This is a genomic window from Mycobacterium sp. IEC1808 (genome assembly GCF_002101935.1).
Classification (GTDB): Bacteria; Actinomycetota; Actinomycetes; order Mycobacteriales; family Mycobacteriaceae; genus Mycobacterium.
Map to the genome: position 1 here is coordinate 82,939 of NZ_LQPV01000031.1, position 17,408 is coordinate 100,346.

Annotated in this window: 15 protein-coding genes; 13 read left to right on the forward strand and 2 right to left on the reverse strand. The window is 67.7% G+C overall.

The genetic code is table 11. The features are described 5' to 3' along the window. Window positions 1-158: 158 nt before the first annotated feature. Both AWB92_RS18520 and AWB92_RS18525 read left to right on the forward strand, forming a co-directional pair. Entirely contained in the window at window positions 159-1,709 is a 1,551-nt protein-coding gene (locus AWB92_RS18520; protein ID WP_085188228.1) for an HD domain-containing phosphohydrolase, read from the forward strand. Between the two features lie 76 nt (window positions 1,710-1,785). Then, on the forward strand, window positions 1,786-2,580 hold the full coding sequence (locus AWB92_RS18525) for an adenylate/guanylate cyclase domain-containing protein (RefSeq protein WP_085188230.1): 795 nt from the start codon (window positions 1,786-1,788) through the stop codon (window positions 2,578-2,580). Between the two features lie 22 nt (window positions 2,581-2,602). Here the strand turns inward: AWB92_RS18525 and AWB92_RS18530 are convergent, their stop codons facing one another. Further along, the gene (locus AWB92_RS18530; protein WP_085188232.1) at window positions 2,603-4,339 is read right to left on the reverse strand and encodes an ATP-binding cassette domain-containing protein; all 1,737 of its coding nucleotides are present in this window, start codon (window positions 4,337-4,339) and stop codon (window positions 2,603-2,605) included. Between the two features lie 195 nt (window positions 4,340-4,534). Here AWB92_RS18530 and mddA point away from each other — a divergent pair, with 195 nt between their 5' ends. From mddA to AWB92_RS18555, 5 genes are all read left to right on the forward strand, one after another. Continuing rightward, window positions 4,535-5,299: a methanethiol S-methyltransferase gene (gene mddA / locus AWB92_RS18535; protein WP_085188234.1), complete on the forward strand. Its 765-nt coding sequence runs from the start codon at window positions 4,535-4,537 to the stop codon at window positions 5,297-5,299. Between the two features lie 96 nt (window positions 5,300-5,395). Continuing rightward, window positions 5,396-5,869, forward strand: a complete 474-nt coding sequence (locus AWB92_RS18540; RefSeq protein ID WP_085188236.1) for a GtrA family protein — start codon at window positions 5,396-5,398, stop codon at window positions 5,867-5,869. A gap of 48 nt (window positions 5,870-5,917) precedes the next feature. After that, window positions 5,918-7,858 (forward strand): KUP/HAK/KT family potassium transporter, encoded by a 1,941-nt coding sequence (locus AWB92_RS18545; protein WP_085188238.1) that lies wholly within the window; start codon window positions 5,918-5,920, stop codon window positions 7,856-7,858. Between the two features lie 42 nt (window positions 7,859-7,900). Beyond that, window positions 7,901-8,383 carry a cation:proton antiporter regulatory subunit gene (locus tag AWB92_RS18550; RefSeq protein WP_085188329.1) on the forward strand — a complete coding sequence of 161 codons (483 nt, stop codon included), beginning with the start codon at window positions 7,901-7,903 and terminating at the stop codon, window positions 8,381-8,383. Window positions 8,384-8,387: 4 nt separating this feature from the next. After that, window positions 8,388-9,539, forward strand: coding sequence for a cation:proton antiporter (locus AWB92_RS18555; protein WP_085188240.1), 1,152 nt, complete (start codon window positions 8,388-8,390; stop codon window positions 9,537-9,539). Here the strand turns inward: AWB92_RS18555 and AWB92_RS18560 are convergent. Beyond that, window positions 9,536-10,039: an Rv3235 family protein gene (locus tag AWB92_RS18560; RefSeq protein WP_085188242.1), complete on the reverse strand. Its 504-nt coding sequence runs from the start codon at window positions 10,037-10,039 to the stop codon at window positions 9,536-9,538. The two genes, AWB92_RS18555 and AWB92_RS18560, sit on opposite strands and share 4 nt — an antisense overlap. Before the next feature lie 165 nt (window positions 10,040-10,204). Here AWB92_RS18560 and AWB92_RS18565 point away from each other — a divergent pair, with 165 nt between their 5' ends. The 6 genes from AWB92_RS18565 to AWB92_RS18590 all read left to right on the forward strand — a co-directional run bounded on the left by AWB92_RS18565 (window position 10,205) and on the right by AWB92_RS18590 (window position 16,302). After that, window positions 10,205-11,623, forward strand: a complete 1,419-nt coding sequence (locus AWB92_RS18565; RefSeq protein ID WP_085188244.1) for a wax ester/triacylglycerol synthase family O-acyltransferase — start codon at window positions 10,205-10,207, stop codon at window positions 11,621-11,623. Between the two features lie 44 nt (window positions 11,624-11,667). Beyond that, window positions 11,668-12,534, forward strand: a complete 867-nt coding sequence (gene ppk2, locus AWB92_RS18570) for a polyphosphate kinase 2 (protein ID WP_085188246.1) — start codon at window positions 11,668-11,670, stop codon at window positions 12,532-12,534. Next, window positions 12,534-13,034 carry a hypothetical protein gene (locus AWB92_RS18575; RefSeq protein ID WP_085188248.1) on the forward strand — a complete coding sequence of 167 codons (501 nt, stop codon included), beginning with the start codon at window positions 12,534-12,536 and terminating at the stop codon, window positions 13,032-13,034. The genes ppk2 and AWB92_RS18575 overlap by 1 nt, the downstream gene beginning before the upstream one ends. A 131-nt stretch (window positions 13,035-13,165) precedes the next feature. Next, window positions 13,166-14,311, forward strand: a complete 1,146-nt coding sequence (locus tag AWB92_RS18580) for a ferredoxin reductase (RefSeq protein ID WP_142282167.1) — start codon at window positions 13,166-13,168, stop codon at window positions 14,309-14,311. 87 nt (window positions 14,312-14,398) lie between these two features. Further along, on the forward strand, window positions 14,399-15,673 hold the full coding sequence (locus AWB92_RS18585; RefSeq protein WP_085188252.1) for a fatty acid desaturase: 1,275 nt from the start codon (window positions 14,399-14,401) through the stop codon (window positions 15,671-15,673). Between the two features lie 92 nt (window positions 15,674-15,765). Beyond that, entirely contained in the window at window positions 15,766-16,302 is a 537-nt protein-coding gene (locus AWB92_RS18590) for a hypothetical protein (protein ID WP_085188254.1), read from the forward strand. Window positions 16,303-17,408 lie beyond the last annotated feature (1,106 nt).

The window sequence follows — 17,408 nt, forward strand, 5'->3', positions numbered from 1 at the left end:
GCGCCGAGTGTGCGGCTGGCCGCACGCTCGGTAGCCAGTGTGCGGCTAGCCGCACAATCGGCCACCTGGCAACGCCGATGCCATAGGCTTATCAGGCGTCGGCTTCTGTCTGGCTACACCGGCGTCGCCACCGTGACGGGCCGGGAAGGGGCGAATTTATGCCCTTCGACGGAGCGGTGTCGCGGACCGAGGTATTGGCGGCGCTGTCTTTGGCGATCGACCTCGGGCTCGGCCAGCCCATGGATCACATGCTGCGGTCGGCGGCGATGGGAACGAGGCTTGCCGAGCGCCTCGGCCTCGGCGAGCGTGAGCGCGGGACGGTTTTCTACACGGGCCTGGTGATGTGGATCGGGTGTCATGCCGACTCGCACGAGTACGCGCGGTGGTTCGGCGACGACATCGCGGCGCGACATGACAGCCACTTCATCGACTGGTCCGGCGCTGAGTTCCGGCGATTCCTTGTCAGCAACCTGGGTCGCGGGTCGACGTTGCCGAAACGGGCCCAGCTGGCGGCGAAGCTGTTTTTGGACGCACGCGGCAACCTCGGCACGTTGATGCACTCACATTGCCTGTCGGCCGCGCTGCTCGCCGAGGAGATCGGCCTCGGCGAGGACGTGTGCGAAGCCCTGCCCTTCGCATACGAGCGGTGGGACGGCAGCGGCCTTCCCACTGGTGCCGCGGGGAGCCAGATACCCGTGACCATGCGGGTGGCGCAGCTCACCGACATCGCCGAAGTGCACTATCGCGCCTTCGGCGCGAGCCGCGCGATCGCGGAGGTTCGCCGTCGCAGCGGCAAACAGTTCGACCCCGACATAGTCGCGGTGTTTTGCGACGTCGCCGACGAGCTGCTGCGCGACGACGAAGACGCGTGGGAGACGGCCGCCGGCTTGGCGCCGGATCCCGGGGAAACGCTGAGTGGTTCGTCGCTGGACCGGCTCTTGTGTGCGATGGGCGATTTCGTGGACCTGAAATGCCCCTTCACCCTTGGCCATTCGCGAGCAGTGGCCGACCTGGCGGAGAAAGCAGGCAAGTGCGCCGGGCTGGCGACGGACGAGATCGACACGCTGCGCCGGGCCGGCTACGTTCACGATCTCGGCCGGATCGGTGTGTCCAACCGGGTGTGGGAAAAGCCGCGCGGGTTGACCCCCGCCGAACGCGAGCGTGTGCACTTGCATCCGTATCTGACCGGCAGGATCTTGGCCCGCGTCGGTGGGCTCAAGGCCGTCCGGGAGGTCGCGGTCAACCACCACGAACGGCTGGACGGGTCGGGGTACCCGAACGGGCTCCGTGGCGACGATCTGTCGATGCGCGAGCGGGTACTCGCCGCGGCCGAAAGCTATTGCGGCTCAACCGAGCCGCGACCGTATCGCGATGCGCTGGATGGGGCCGCCGCGGCCACGCGATTGCGTAGCGAAGCCGCGCGGGGTCGCCTGGACGGCGACGCGGTTGAAGCCGTGCTGGAGGCCGCGGGTCACCAGCCGTCGCGCAGAGCCACCAGGCCGTCGGGCCTGACCCGGCGCGAGGCCGAGGTCTTGCTCCATGTGGCCCAGGGGCGGTCCAACCGCGAAATCGCCTCGGCGCTTTGGATTTCCGAGAAGACCGTGCGCAATCATGTTGAGCACATCTATGCCAAGATCGGGGTCTCGAACCGGATCGGGGCCAGCCTGTATGCGACCCGGCACGGCCTGACCGGCGGCGCGCCCGGCTGAAAACCCAGCCCCTTGGTTCGAATGTTTGGGGCGAATGCCTCATGTGCACGCGGGAAATCGAGGCGACCATTTCTGCATGTTTAGCACTGGGCGAAGCCAACTCTACGAATCGCACCCGGGGCTCTCGCCGCGGTTGTGGGACGCGGTGCTGACCGAGGGCCACTCATCGCTGGTCCGGGCGCGGCACGCTTTCCGCTACCTACCGTCGGCGCCGCGATGCAAGCTGTGCAACAACCCGTTCGGCGGCCCCGTCGGCCGGCTCTTTGCCGTTGCCGGCTTCCGCCGGTCCCGCAAGAACCCCAACCTGTGCACGCGATGTTGCGATGCGCTGCCGCGCGGAGGCGCTGAGGTCGATATCGCGGTGCTGTTCGTCGACGTTCGAGGCTCCACGGCGTTGGGTCACCGTCAGGCCGCCGCCGACTTCGCCGCGTTGCTCAACCGGTTCTACGGCGCCGCGACGCAGACCCTGCTGCGCCATGACGCCGTGATCGACAAGCTCATCGGTGACGAGGTGATGGCGTTTTTCGTGCGGGGCATCAGCGGCCCGCGGTATCGGCAACGAGCCGTCGAGGCGGGAATCGAGTTGCTCCGGGCCGTCGGCTACGGCACGCCGAACGGACCTTGGCTGGACGCCGGCGTCGCCGTGCACGCGGGCGTCGCATACGTCGGCAACGTCGGCGGCGCCGTCGTCGACTTCACCGCCCTGGGCCGCCCGGTCAACGCCGCGGCCCGGATGCAACAACGCGCCGCGGGCGGGGAGTTGCTCGTCGCCAGTGGGGTCGCCGACGAACTGACGGCCGGCATGCAGCGGCGCACGCTGATTCTGCGGGGGCAGGATGAGCCGATCAACGTCTTCGTCCACAAGTTTTGAGCGTTCGTTCGGCTCGCTCCCGTCACCGCATGGACGCGCCGGGCCGGGATCGCCGGTCCAACAGCCAGGCGGTGGCCACCGTGAGGGCGATTGCGAACGAGGCGAGCGCGATGAGACTGGCGGCGTTCCCGCCCTGGAAGGTCTCGCGGTATACGGACATGGCCGGCAGCGTGGCGGTGTAGCGGTCGAGTCCCAGGTCGCGCCCCAACGCATCGAAGGCGTGGCGGTTGGACAGCGCCAGGCTCATCAGGCGCCCGGGGGTGGCCATCTGGTCGGTCGGCACGATCGCACCACCGAATAGCACCTGAGGGAAGCACAACATCGGCAGGGCGAGGGCCGCCTGCGCGGCGTTGGAAACGGCCGCCGAGGCGAACAGGCCCAGGGCCAGCGCCGAGATCGCTTCGATCACAATCGTCGCGAACAGCGAGGCGTAGACGTCCCATCCCGCCGCGGGCAGCCGCCCGAGCGCCCGCAACACAAGCAGCAACACCGCGCTCACGCCCGCCAGAACCGGAAGCAGCGCCGTCACCTTTGACGCCACGTACGCGCCCACGCTGAGCCCGGCCAGGCGTTCGCGCCGGAAGACGGCCATCTCGCCGACGATCTGCAGCAGGCCGTACGTCAGCCCGAAGAAGAAGCCGTCGAAAGCGATCCAGAAGACGATCTGGGCCGGGCCGACGCCCGCCGCGCCACCGGGATCGAACGCGCCGCGCCTGAACAGCGTCGCCATCATCGCCGTCACAAGCACCGGTGATCCCAGCAGGATCGCAAGGGTCAGCCGGTTGCGGGCGAGTACGTCGACGTTGCGGCGGGTGAGCAGCCACCATTGCCGGACCATGCCGGTTCGCCTGACGTCGGATTTGGTTGCCGAGACGGCCTGGCGGCTGAAGCCGGGCCGGGCGTTTGACTTCGCGCGGCTCTGCGTGAACCGCTCGGCCCAGATCCGCGGCGTGTGCTCGGCGGCCAGGCGCTCGTAGACCTCGGTGAGGTTCGCCACGCCGAAGTAGTGCCGCGCGGCGGCCGGACTGCCGGTGAAGGCCAGGTGGCCGTCGCGGGCCAGGAAGACGACCCGGTCGCACAAGTCGATGCCGGCCGGCTCGTGGGTGGTGAGAACGACGGTGACCCCGCGCTGGCTGAGCCGGCGCAGCAGGCGCATCACGTCGGCCGCAGTCGACGGGTCGAGCCCGGAGGTGGGTTCGTCGAGGAAGAAAAGGCGGGGCCGGGTCAGGAGCTCCACGGCGATGCTGGCCCGCTTGCGCTGGCCGCCGGACAGGGAACGCACCGGCACGTCGGCCCGATCGGCCAAGTCGAGGTCGCGCATGGTCTCCTCGACGATCCGCTCCGCTTCGACCGCGGGCGTGCCCGCCGGGAGCCGAAGCCGCGCGGCGTAGCGCAGCGTCCGGCGCAGGGGCATCTCGAGGTGAATGATGTCGTCCTGGGGCACGAAGCCGACTTTCGCGTCGGCGCTGCCCCCGAGCGCTTTGCCGCGACGAACGACGCCGTCGTGCCGAACCTCACCGGCGGACGGCGCTCGCAGCCCCGCAAGGATCTCCAGCAATGTGGTCTTGCCGGCTCCGCTGCCGCCGGCGATCGCGACCAATTCGCCGGGTTCCACTGAGAGCGATAGCTTGTCGAGGATCTGCCGGCCGCCGACGCGCCTGCTGACATCGATCGCGTCGATCCGTGCGCCGCCCGGCGGTTCGGCGTCCCGAGTACCGAGTAACTCGATGGCTGATGTGTCACATGTCGATTCGCTCATGATCTGGGCTCCGTGCTTTCTCGAAGTGGCCTTGTCACGGGCGATCATCGGTCCGCCGCTGCGCCGGCCGCATGAGGCGTTTGCCTCAAATCGTCAAGCGGGGGCCGACTAGTCAGAAATAACTAGGGCGCCGCCGCGCAAAGATGAGGCAGATGACCTATATACCCGGCTGCCGATGCGGTCGACACTTGGGCCATGAAGCGTTACTTGACTCTTGCCTACGGCGCGGCGGCTTACCTGCTGTTCCTCGTCGCCTTTCTCTATCTCGTTGCGTTCGTGGCGAACCTGTGGGTGCCGCGGACGGTCGATCACGGGCTGTCGTCGCCCATCGTTGAGGCCATCGTGGTCAACGTGTTGCTGGTCGGGGCGTTCGGAATCCAGCACAGCGTCATGGCGCGCCCGGCGTTCAAGGCGTGGTGGACCCGGTTCGTGCCGCCGTCGATAGAGCGCAGCACCTACGTGGTGCTGTCGAGCGCCGTGCTGCTGCTGCTCTATTGGCAGTGGCGCACGGTGCCGGCGGTCGTTTGGGACGTGCGGCAGCCGGCGGCGCGCGTGCTGCTCTGGGGATTGTTCTGGCTGGGTTGGGTGATCGCGCTGGGCGCGACGTTCATGATCAACCACTTCGACCTGTTCGGGCTGCGGCAGGCGTATTTGGCGTGGCGCCAAAAGCCTTACACCGAGCTGCATTTCCGCACTCATTTGTTCTATCGGTTGGTGCGTCACCCGCTCATGCTGGGCTTCCTCATCTCGTTCTGGGCGGCCCCCACCATGACGGCCGGGCACCTGCTCTTCTCGATCGCGATGACGACATACATCCTGATCGCCGTGCACATCGAAGAGCGCGGCCTCGTCGCGGCGCTGGGCAGCGACTATCGCCAGTACCGTCGCGAGGTCCCGATGCTGGTCCCGATCAAGCACCGGCCGCGCCGGCGCGCGGCGGAAGCGCTTGGCCAGCACTAGCTCTCGCGGCAGGGCGTTGAGAGGTCATCTCAACGCTCTGCCCGGCGTTGGCCAATTGATCACGTGCCGGATACCTGGACATGCCACCGTACCGGTGTGCAAACCGGGTCGCGGGTCGTCCAATCGCGCTGGGTGGACCGATTCCACCAGTGGTGCGAGGCGGTGGTCAATCGGCTTCCGTTCGGGCTCGGATCGGTCGTTGCGCCCACGTTTCTCGGCTTCTGCCTGATCAACGGGCTCACCTTCGGCCTCGATCTGGCGATCCTCACGGGCCTGCGCGGCGGTCTCGGTCTTCCGGTGCCGATCGCCGTCACCGTGGCCTACTCGTGCGCCTTCGCGCTCAGCTACGTGCTCAACCGCACCTTCAACTTTCAGTCCCACGCGCCGGTCGGGAAGCAGGTCGCTGTGTACGTCGTGGTGGTCGTCGTCAACTACCTGGCGCTGATCCTCGGGGTCTCCAGCGCGCTGACCGCGATCGGGGTGCAATACCAGCTGTCCCGAGTGCTGGCGGGTGTCTGCGAAGCCGTGTACATGTACTGCGCGATGCGATGGGTGGTCTTCCGCCGTTGACGGCCTTACGATCAACCTCCGGCTAGCCCTCGGTGGAGGAACCGCGCCATGCCCACGCAAGCCAAGCCCGCGTCGCCGCTTCGCGCCGTCTTCGGCACCGAGAAGGCCCGCTCGTCGCTCGTGATCGGCGCGCTCGGGGTCGTGTTCGGCGACCTCGGGACCAGCCCGATCTACACGATCCAGACGATCTTCGACCCGCGCGACCCGCACCCGATACCGATCACCACGGCCAATCTGTACGGCGTTGTGTCCCTGGTCTTTTGGTCGGTGATGGTCATCGTCACCCTCACTTACGTCACCCTGGTGATGCGTGCCGACAACGACGGCGAGGGCGGCATCATGGCGCTCATCACCCTCGTGCGCCGGCTGGGCGTCAACCGGAGTCGTCGCATGGTCGTGATTCTGGCGGCGCTCGGCATCTTCGGCGCCTCACTGTTTTTCGGCGACAGCATGATTACTCCAGCCATCTCGGTGATCTCGTCGGTGGAGGGTCTCAAGGTTGTCGAGCCGCGACTGGGTGACTGGGTCGTGCCGATCACCGCGGTGATCATCGTTATTCTCTTCGCCTTTCAGAGCCGCGGCACCGCCGCCATCGGACGCTTGTTCGGGCCGGTCATGGTCGTGTGGTTCATCGCGATCGGGGTTTGCGGCATCGAGGGCATATCCACGCATCCGGTAATCCTCAAGGCATTGTCACCCGAATATGCGCTGACGTTCATGGTCACCTACCCCCGCACGGCATTTTTTGCGCTGGCCGCGGTCGTGCTGGCGGTGACGGGCGCCGAAGCGCTCTACGCGGACATGGGCCACTTCGGCCGACCGGCAATCACCCGGGCGTGGCTGCTTGTAGTCCTTCCAGCGTGCATGCTCAGTTACTTTGGCCAGGCCGCGCTGTTGCTGGGCAACAACAGTGTCACCGATGCGCCCTTCTTCCTCCTCGCACCGGGCTGGGCGCGGTTGCCGATGGTGCTGCTTGCGACCGCGGCAACGGTGATCGCCTCCCAGGCGGTGATCACCGGGGCCTACTCGGTGGCGTCGCAGGCCGCTCAGCTTGGCTACCTGCCCCGGGTGCGGGTCGTCCACACGTCCGAGTCGACGATCGGCCAGATCTACGTGCCGTGGATCAACGGGCTGCTGATGGTCGCGGTGCTCATCCTCGTTTTCGCGTTCCGCAGTTCGGCGGCACTCGCGTTCGCATACGGCATGGCAGTGACCGGGACGATCACCATTACAACCCTGCTCTTTTTCTTCGTCGCCCGCGAACGGTGGAAGACCCCCCTGTGGCTGATCGTGACAGGCGCCGGCGCGTTGTTGACGGTCGACCTCCTGTTCTTGGCGGCGAACCTGACCAAGCTGGTGCACGGGGCCTGGCTGCCGCTTCTGATCGCGGCCACGGCTTTCACCGTGATGACGACATGGCAGCGGGGCAGCGATCTCGTCACTCAAGCGCGGGCGAAAGCGGAGGGACCGCTGCGCGAATTTGTCGACCAGCTGGCCGGCTGCAAGCCACCGCTGGTGCGGACGCCCGGGACCGCTGTGTTCCTCAACCGCGGCAAGGAGACCGCGCCACTGGCGATGCGCGCCAACGTCGAACACAACCGGGTGCTGCACGAGCATTCGGTGCTCATGTCGATCGAGACGCTGCCGGCGCCCCGGGTGGCGGACGAGGATCGAATCGAGGTCGATTCCCTGGGCTATGCCGAAGACGGGGTCGTGCACGTCACCGCGAAGTTCGGCTACATGGAACGGCCCAACATCCCGGCCGCGCTGCGCCTGCTCGACCCGAAGCAGACCGAGGGTCGGATCGCCGTCGACGAGGCCTCGTATTTCCTGTCGAAGCTGGAGCTGAGGGCCGGGCCCGCGCCGACCATGGCGCCGTGGCGCAAGCGCCTCTTCATCGCCACCGCCTACATCGCCGCCGACGCCGCCGAATACTTCGGCCTGCCCATCGACCGGACGGTGGTCATGGGCGCGCGGATTCAGGTGTAACTCGGATGTGGCAGGGGCCGTCCGGCTGGAAGGATGGACGGCATGGATGTCAAGGAGGTGTTGCTGCCCGGGGTCGGTCTTCGGTACGAATTCACCAGCCACACCGGTGACCGCATCGGGATCATCGCCCGCCGCGGCGGCGATTTCGACGTCGTCCTGTATGGCCCCGACGATCCCGACCAGGCCAGACCCGTCCTGCACCTGACCGACGCCGAGGCCGAGGCGGTGGCCCAGATCCTGGGCGCGCCCCGCATCGCCGAGCGGTTCACCGAGCTTTCCCGGGGGCTGCCGGGCATCGAGACGGGACAGGTCCACATCGTGGCCGGCAGCCCGTTCGTCGGACATCCGCTGGGCGACACCCACGCCCGCACCCGCACCGGGGCATCGATCGTCGCCATCGTGCGCAACGAGGAAGTGCTCGCCTCGCCCGGCCCGGCCGAAATGCTGCGCGCGCGAGACGTTTTGATCGTGATCGGCACCGAAGACGGCATCGCCGGTGTCGAGCGGATCATCGACAAGGGTTGAGCCGATGCAGGTTTCGGGGGCGCTGCTGTTTCAACTCGGCGCCCTCCTGGCCACACTTGCCGTATTGGGCGCCCTGGCAAGGCGTTTCGCGTTGTCCCCCATACCGGTCTACCTGTTGGCGGGTCTGTCGCTGGGCAAGGGTGGCTTGCTGCCGGTGGCCGCGGCCGGCGAGTTCATCGCGACGGCCGCGCCCATCGGCATCGTGCTGTTGCTGCTGACCCTGGGCCTGGAATTCTCGGCGACCGAATTCGCGGCCAGCCTGCGGCACCACCTGCCGTCCGCCGGTGTCGACATCGTCCTCAACGCCACTCCCGGCGCGGTGGCCGGCTGGCTGCTGGGGTTGGACGGCGTCGCCATCCTGGCCCTGGCCGGGGTCACCTACATCTCGTCGTCGGGCGTCATCGCGCGCGTGCTGGTCGACCTGGGCCGGCTCGGCAACCGGGAAACGCCGGCGGTGCTCTCGGTGCTCGTGCTCGAGGACTTCGCGATGGCGGCCTACCTGCCGCTGTTCGCGGTGCTGGCGTCGGGTGGGGGCTGGGTGCACGCCGTCGTCGGCATGGCCGCGGCGGTCGGCGCGCTGCTGGCAGCGTTCGCCGCCTCCTACCGCTGGGGCCACCACGTCGGCCGGCTGGTCGAACACCCCGATTCCGAGCAGCTGTTGCTGCGGGTCTTGGGCATCACCCTGATGGTGGCGGCGGTGGCGGAGGTCCTGCACGCGTCGGCCGCCGTCGGCGCCTTCCTGGTGGGCCTGACCCTGACTGGCGCGACGGCCGACCGGGCCCGCCAGGTGCTCGGCCCGCTCCGAGACCTGTTCGCCGCGATCTTCTTCCTCGCGATCGGCCTCTCCGTCGACCCGCACGAGCTCTTGCCGATGCTCCCGGCGGCGCTGGCCCTGGCCGCCGTCACCGCGGCCACGAAGGTGGCCACCGGAATGCTCGCCGCCCGTCGCGACGGCGTGGCGCGGCGCGGCCAGCTGCGCGCGGGCGCCGCGCTCATCGCCAGGGGCGAGTTCTCGCTGATCATCATCGGCCTGGTGGGCAGCTCGATCCCCGCCGTCGCCGCGCTGGCAACGTCCTACGTCTTCGTCATGGCGATCATGGGCCCGGTGGCGGCCCGGTACGCGGGGGGTCGCGGCCCCCAACTAACCGCCAACTAACCGATGTGCAGGGCCACCATCTGCCAGCGGCCGCTGGAGGGCATCCGTTCCACGCGGCACGCGATGGCGTGGATCCGGTCGCCGCGGCTGTAGGACCCGAAGACCTCGGCCGCGGCCTCGGGGTCATGGCGCCCGGAGGGCTGCAGCCGCATCCGGCGCAGCACCGCCGTCCCCTCCCGCCCGCGCGCGCGGCCGGCCGCCGAAGCGCCGATCGCGACCACCGAGTCCACCAGGCCGGGCGCCAGCATCGGGCGCAGCTGCGCCGCGGGACGGCGGCGGTCGACGACCTCCAGCACCCGGCGCAGCGCGGCGTCGGCGAAGGCGGCCGCCTGGCGCATCGGCGCGGACGGATTGGGTGGTCTGACGGGCTGGCCGGCCAGGGGGCGGCGGGGCGCACGCGCTCGGCGGCGCGGCGTCGGATGGGGTGGCTGGCAGCACTGCGGGACATCCCGCCTGGGCGGCTCGTAGTCGACGACGGGTGTCACGGCGAAAACGGTCAACGGGCACTCTCCATGGATTGGCCTGCTGGAGAGTGGCAGACGGGGGCTGGTAAGTGGTCATCATGGCACAGCTCGATCCGGCGCGTATCCGCTCGATTACCGTGGGCGGGTACATCCGTTCACCCAAGGAACCGAGGACGAGTTGACCAGGAGGGACGCGCCGTAATGGTGACCCGGTTGTCCCCCACGGACGCGTCCTTCTATCGGCTGGAGAACACCGCCACCCCCATGTATGTGGGATCGCTGTCCATCCTGCAGCGTCCGCGCGCGGGGTTGAGCTACGAGACGCTGCTGGCCACCATCGAACAGCGACTGGCCCAGATACCGCGGTACCGGCAGAAGGTCCGGGAGGTGCGGATCGGCACGGCCAGGCCGGTGTGGCTGGACGACAACGACTTCGACATCACCTATCACGTGCGGCGGTCGGCGCTCCCGTCCCCGGGCAGTGACGAGCAGCTGCACGAGCTGATCGCGCGACTGGCCGCGCGGCCGCTGGACAAGTCGCGGCCGCTGTGGGAGATGTACCTGGTCGAGGGCCTGTCCAAGAACCGGATTGCGCTGTACACGAAGTCGCATCAGGCGCTGATCAACGGTATGACGGCGGTGGAGATCGGCCACGTGATCGCCGACCGGACGCGCCGCCCGCCGCCGTTCCCCGAAGACATCTGGATACCGGAACGCGACCCCGGTAACACGCGGTTGGCCTTGGGCGCGATCGGCGACTGGATCGCGAGGCCGGGTGCGCAGCTGCAGGCCGTCGGGTCCGCGGTGGCCGGACTGGTCACGAACTATGACGAGCTGCTCGAAGCGGGCCGCCGCGCCGTCGACATCGCGCGAGCCGTGGCGCGGGGCACCGCGCCCAGCAGCCCGCTGAACGCGACCGTTTCGCGGCACCGCAGGTTCACCGTCGCCCGCGGCAACCTCGAGGACTACCGCGCCGTGCGCGCGCGCTACGACTGCGACATCAACGACGTGGTGCTCGCCGTCGTGGCCGGCGCGCTGGGCAACTGGCTGTTGTCCCGCGGCGTGGCGGTGTCTCCGACCGCGACGATCCGCGCGATGGCGCCGCTGTCCATCTACGCCGACGACGACCTCGACTCGACCGGCCCGGGCCAGACGATCAGTCAGGTGACGCCGTTCCTGGTGGATCTGCCGGTGGGGGAGGCCAACCCGGTGGTGCGGCTGTCGCAGATCGCCCACGCCACCGAGTCCAACCCGACCGCCGGCAGCCTGGTGGATGCCCGGACCATCGTGACCCTGTCGGGTTTCGCGCCACCGACGCTGCACGCCATGGGCATCCGAGTCGCGACCGGCTTCCCGAGCTTTTCCAAGCGGACGTTCAACCTCTTGATCACCAACGCCCCGGGCGCCCAGTCGCAGATGTACATCGCCGGCGCCAAGCTGCTGGAGACCTACGCCGTCCCACCGCTGCTGCACAATCAGGCGCTGGCGATCAGCGTGACGTCCTACAACGGCATGTTGTATTTCGGGATCAACGCCGACCGCGAGGCGATGAGCGACGTCGACTTGCTGCCGGGGCTGTTGGCCCAATCCCTCGAGGAATTACTCGAAGCTTCCCGCTGATTAGTCGGGGTGAAAATCGGTGCGTGGTTCTATGATTCGTAATTGTGAGCACCGCGATAAATGACGGGGCATCGGCGAAGGCGAGCGGGAAGAAATCGAGCACCGCGTCCGTGCGCAAAATCTCCGATGATGTCTACCGAAACGAAATATACCGGCTGCAAACGGAATTCGTGAAGTTGCAGGAGTGGGCGCGCCACGTCGGCGCGCGCATAGTGATCATTTTCGAGGGCCGGGACGGGGCCGGCAAGGGCGGAACGATCAAACGCATCACCGAATACCTGAACCCGCGCGTCGCGCGGATCGCGGCACTACCCGCGCCGAGCGACCGGGAGCGGGGCCAGTGGTACTACCAGCGCTACATCGCGCACCTGCCCGCCAGGGGCGAAATCGTGCTCTTCGACCGGTCGTGGTACAACCGCGCCGGCGTGGAACGGGTCATGGGGTTCTGCACGCCGCAGGAGTATGTGCTCTTCTTGCGCCAGACGCCCATCTTCGAGCAGATGCTGATCGACGACGGGATCCTGTTGCGCAAGTACTGGTTCTCCGTGTCCGAGGCCGAACAGCTGCACCGGTTTAGGGCGCGACTGAATGACCCTGTCCGCCAATGGAAACTCAGCCCAATGGACATGGAATCGCTGTATCGGTGGGAGGACTATTCGCGCGCCAAGGACGAGATGATGGTCCACACCGACACCCCGGTAAGCCCTTGGTACATAGTGGAATCCGACATCAAGAAGCACGCGCGGCTGAACATGATGGCTCACCTGCTGTCCACCATCGAGTACTACGACGTGGGCCGGCCCAAGGTCAAGCTGCCCAAGGAGCCGGTGGTGGCCGAGAACTACCAGCGCCCGCCGCGCGAGCTGTCGAACTACGTCGACGACTACGCGGCCACGTTGGTCGGGGGCTGATGATTCAGGTCTACATCCCGGCCACGCTGGAGATGTTGCGGCGGCTCGTCGCCGAGGGGTCCCTCTGGCCGGTCAACGGCACCGCGTTCGCGGTGACGCCGACGTTGCGTGAGGCCTACGCCGAGGGCGACGACGACGAGCTCGCCGACGTGGCGCTGCGCGAGGCGGCGCTGGGGTCGCTGCGACTGCTCGCGGCCGGGGCCGACACCGGCCTGCCGCCCCGGCGCGCGGTGTTGGCCGCCGAGGTTGAGGAGGCCAAGTTCCGTCCCGATCTCGACGACGCCGTCGTGCGCCTCGGCGCCCCGGTCACGCTCGACCAGGTCGTCGCCGCCTACGTCGACAACGCCGCCGCCGAGCCGGACGTCATCCGGGCCATCGAGATCATCGACGCCGCCGACCTGGGCGACGAGGACGCCGAGCTGATCGTCGGCGACGCGCTGGACCACGACCTGGCCTGGTATGCGAACCAGGAGTTGCCGTTCCTGCTTGACCTGCTCTGACGCGCCGAATGTGACGGATTCCGACTAGCTACGACACCGTAGGTTACGCTACCGTAGGTTTCGTGGAGCGCACAGAATCGGCGACAATGTTGGGCGTAAGCCAGACGCCGGCTAGTGAGCAGGAGCTTCCGCTGGGCAGACGTAACCCATCGATCAGGGGCAACGTCGTCGACACCAAGCGACCCGTTGTGGCCGGCGCCGAGCGGCACCCCGGCTGGCACGCGCTACGCAAGCTCGCGGCGCGGATCACGACGCCGCTGTTGCCCGATGACTACCTGCATCTGGCCAACCCGCTGTGGTCCGCGCGGGAACTGCGGGGCCGCGTCCTCGAGGTCCGCCGCGAGACCGAGGATTCCGCGACCCTGGTGATCAAACCGGGCTGGGGATTCAGCTTCGACTATCAGCCCGGCCAGTACATAGGGATCGGGTTGCTCGTCGACGGGCGCTGGCGGTGGCGGTCGTATTCGCTGACCTCGAGCCCGGCCGAGACCAGCGGCTCGCCCCGCACGGTGACCATCACCGTCAAGGCGATGCCCGAGGGTTTCCTGTCCACCCACCTGGTGGCCGGCGTCGAGCCCGGGACCATCGTGCGGCTGGCCGCACCCCAGGGCAACTTCGTCCTTCCGGACCCGGCGCCGTCGTCGATCCTGTTCCTGACCGCCGGTTCGGGGATAACTCCGGTGATGTCGATGCTGCGAACGTTGGTGCGCCGCAACCAGATTGGCGACGTCACGCATTTGCATTCGGCGCCCACCGAATCCGACGTGATGTTCCGCGCCGAGCTGGCCGCGCTGGCCGCCAACCAGCCGGGCTACCGCTTGCAGGTGCGAGAGACCCGCAAGCAGGGCCGGCTCGACCTGGCCGCCCTGGATCAACAGGTCGCGGACTGGCGCGAGCGCCAGACCTGGGCGTGCGGGCCGGAGGGCATGCTCAACCAGGCGCAGAAGGTGTGGTCGTCGGCGGGCGTCGGCGACCGGCTGCACCTGGAGCGGTTCGCCGTGTCGAAGGCCGCGCCCGCCGGGGCCGGCGGGACGGTCACGTTCGCGCGCACCGGGCGCTCCGTCGCGGCCGACGCGGCGACGCCGTTGATGGATGCCGGCGAAGGCGCCGGCGTGCAGATGCCCTTCGGCTGCCGGATGGGCATCTGCCAGTCCTGCGTGGTTAGCCTGGTGGATGGGCACGTCCGCGATCTGCGAACCGGGGCCGAGCACGAACCCGGAACCCGGATCCAGACCTGTGTGTCGGCCGCCTCCGGCGATTGCGTGGTCGACATCTAAAGGCTACTCACAGGTAACCTACGGATTCGTAGGTTACGATAGCGTAGGTATTGCACCGACGAGACGACCGCAGGGAGATGACGACGAGTGGCAATCACAGACGTCGACGTATTCGCCCATCTGACGGACGCTGACATCGAAAGCCTGGCCGTTGAGCTGGATGCCATCCGCCAGGACATCGAAGACTCTCGAGGGGCGCGCGACGCCCGCTACATCCGTCGCACCATCGCCGCGCAGCGCGCGCTGGAGGTGGCCGGCCGCGTGCTGCTGGCCGCCAGTTCGCGCCGCTCGGCGTGGTGGGCCGGCACCGTGACCTTGGGCGTGGCCAAGATCGTCGAGAACATGGAGATCGGCCACAACGTCATGCACGGCCAGTGGGACTGGATGAACGACCCGGAGATCCACTCCTCGACGTGGGAGTGGGACATGAGCGGGTCGTCCAAGCACTGGCGCTACACACACAACTTCGTGCACCACAAGTACACCAACATCCTCGGGATGGACGACGACGTCGGCTACGGCTTGCTGCGCGTCACCCGGGATCAGCGCTGGAAGCGCTTCAACGTCTTGAACCTGTTCTACAACACCATGCTGGCGCTGCTCTTCGAATGGGGCGTCGGCCTGCAGCACGTGGAATTGGGCAAGATCGTCAAGAAGCGGATGGACAACGATGACGCCCGGCAACGCATCGACGAGTTTCTCGCCAAGGCCGGCCGGCAGGTCGTCAAGGATTACGTCGCGTTCCCGGCGCTGACCGCGCTGTCGCCCGGCGCGACCTATCGGTCCACGCTGACGGCCAACGCGGTCGCCAACATCATCCGCAACGTCTGGGCGAACGCCGTGATCTTCTGCGGCCACTTCCCCGATGGCGCAGAGAAATTCACCAAGACCGACATGATCGGCGAGACCAAGGGCCAGTGGTACCTGCGCCAGATGCTGGGCAGCGCCAACTTCGAGGCCGGCCCCGCGCTGCGGTTCATGAGCGGCAACCTGTGCCACCAGATCGAGCACCACCTGTATCCCGATCTGCCGAGCAATCGGCTGCACGAGATCTCGGTGCGGGTGCGCGCGCTGTGCGACAAGTACGACTTGCCTTACACCACGGGCTCTTTCCTGGTGCAGTACGCCAAGACGTGGCGCACGCTGGCCAAGCTGTCGCTGCCGAACAAGTACCTGCGCGACGACGCCGACAACGCGCCGGAGACGCGCAGCGAGCGGATGTTCGCCGAACTGGAGCCCGGTTTCGCCGGCACCGATCCGGCGACCGGACGCCGGCGCGGCCTGAAGACCGCCATCGCCACCGTGCGGGATTGGCGGCGCGCGAAGAAGCAGGCGAAGCAGGGGTACCGCGAGGCCGCGTAGCTCTCCGCCTGCGCCGAGCGTGAACTGGTTGCGAGATTTCGCGCTGGCTTCACGTTCGGCGCGGGCCACCGGCTTAGGTCTACGCTCGAGGAATGTTCGCAGCGTTCGGGTTTGAAAACCTGGGTGTCGTCGTCGGCGACATGTATTTCGTCGACCCGAGTCCGCTAGCCGGTCAGGAAACCCCGGAACGGGGAGTGCGGGTGGAACTGCGGCTCGTCGACAAGGCCGAGCCGCAGGGATCGATCTACGCCGGCGTCCCGATCGCCTTTGCCCGCCCGGTTTGGCGGGTGGACCTTTTTGGGTCCACCGAGAGCCCGCCCGGGACGCTGGATCGGGCCCATCACCACCCCCGTTTCGACGGCTGGGAGCCGGGTCGCCGGCACTTCGTCCCCGAGCTGTCGGCCGACCCGGTGGCCTGGCTGGCCGGCCAGCTGGCCGACCCGGCCACTGTGCTGGAGCGGGCGGGCGTCGCCCTGGACGAGGTCAGCGAGGCCGATCTGGCGGGGCTCGTCGCGGCGGCCCCGGAGATCGTCGCCGCGGTGAAACGGATGCTCGACGGCGTGCGGGACGGGACGCTGGCCCCCGCCCCCGCCGAGCCGGTTGCCGCCGCCCGCACCGGCTGGCTCTGAGGCAGAACCTTTGTTGGAAATCTGCGGCTGCGCTCTTAACGCGGAACGGGCCTTGGCGCGGCCCGCGCAATCCTGGGGGCGACATGCCGCTCGAGGTAGCGCCGTTCGAGTCGATCGACGATCGATTGTGCCTCTTTGATGTCTCGGCGCAACGTGGCCGCTTCCGCCCGGAGTGCGCACGATCGGGCGTTGGTGGCCGTGAGATCCTGGCGTTCTACCCAAGATAGCTGGCTCGTCATCTCGCCCAGCTGGACGCGCAAGGCTCGGACGAACTCGACAGCCTGTGCAACCTGCCACCTATCCACCGAGTGATCTTCCCCCGCGCCACTCGCTGCCTGGCAGCTTATGGCGATAAAAATTCGGAAAATGACCCGCAGCCAGGTGCGGCACGCTGCGGCTTCCGCACCTGCGGGCTTTTTCCCGGTGCGCGGCCGCAACTCTGCGCTGCCCTTTGGCGGCAACCGAAAACGAGCCGCCGGGCTTGGTGAACACCGCGTTTATTTGCGGCGACCACTAGGTTAAGCTTCTTCGGTGTATGGGGTTGCTGGCGTGCCTCAAGAAGAGCGGGCACAGATCGAGGCGGTTCAGCGTCGTCTTGCCCAGAAGTACGCGCAACTTCCGCACACTCACGTTGCGGCGGTCGTCGAACACACCTATGGGCGGTTTGACCAGTGCACTCTGCGCAATTTCGTTCCACTGCTAGTCGAGCGCCGCGCGGGGGAAGAACTGGCGAGGTCGACATCGGGCCGGTAGGCGATTCAGCTCCATACCAGTAGCGAATCCCGTTGGGGGGCTGCTGAATTGAAAGTACAAAGGAGCAGAGATGGACGTCTTGAGGGGCACGCTGCGCGCGGCCAGTCGCACTGTTGACGCCAGCGTTGCCGCGGCCGGCGCAATTGGTGGTGCGGCCGTCAATGGAGTGGTCGGTGGTGTCCAGGGTGTGGTCGGCGGTGTCCAAAGTGGCCTGAGCACCGGCAGTCGGTCCATTCCCGCGGCGGCACTCACGGTGGCCGCCGTCGGAGCGGCTGGTCTGGTGGAGTGGCCGCTGTTATTGCCAGTCGGCGGAACGCTTTTGGGTGTGCACTATCTGACGCATCGCTCCGATG

Coding starts and splice junctions, on each gene's coding strand:
- AWB92_RS18520 (WP_085188228.1), top strand. CDS start 159: ATGCCCTTCGACGGAGCGGTGTCGCGGACCGAGGTATTGGCGGCGCTG.
- AWB92_RS18525 (WP_085188230.1), top strand. CDS start 1,786: ATGTTTAGCACTGGGCGAAGCCAACTCTACGAATCGCACCCGGGGCTC.
- AWB92_RS18530 (WP_085188232.1), bottom strand. CDS start 4,339: ATGAGCGAATCGACATGTGACACATCAGCCATCGAGTTACTCGGTACT.
- mddA (WP_085188234.1), top strand. CDS start 4,535: ATGAAGCGTTACTTGACTCTTGCCTACGGCGCGGCGGCTTACCTGCTG.
- AWB92_RS18545 (WP_085188238.1), top strand. CDS start 5,918: ATGCCCACGCAAGCCAAGCCCGCGTCGCCGCTTCGCGCCGTCTTCGGC.
- AWB92_RS18550 (WP_085188329.1), top strand. CDS start 7,901: ATGGATGTCAAGGAGGTGTTGCTGCCCGGGGTCGGTCTTCGGTACGAA.
- AWB92_RS18555 (WP_085188240.1), top strand. CDS start 8,388: ATGCAGGTTTCGGGGGCGCTGCTGTTTCAACTCGGCGCCCTCCTGGCC.
- AWB92_RS18565 (WP_085188244.1), top strand. CDS start 10,205: ATGGTGACCCGGTTGTCCCCCACGGACGCGTCCTTCTATCGGCTGGAG.
- AWB92_RS18575 (WP_085188248.1), top strand. CDS start 12,534: ATGATTCAGGTCTACATCCCGGCCACGCTGGAGATGTTGCGGCGGCTC.
- AWB92_RS18590 (WP_085188254.1), top strand. CDS start 15,766: ATGTTCGCAGCGTTCGGGTTTGAAAACCTGGGTGTCGTCGTCGGCGAC.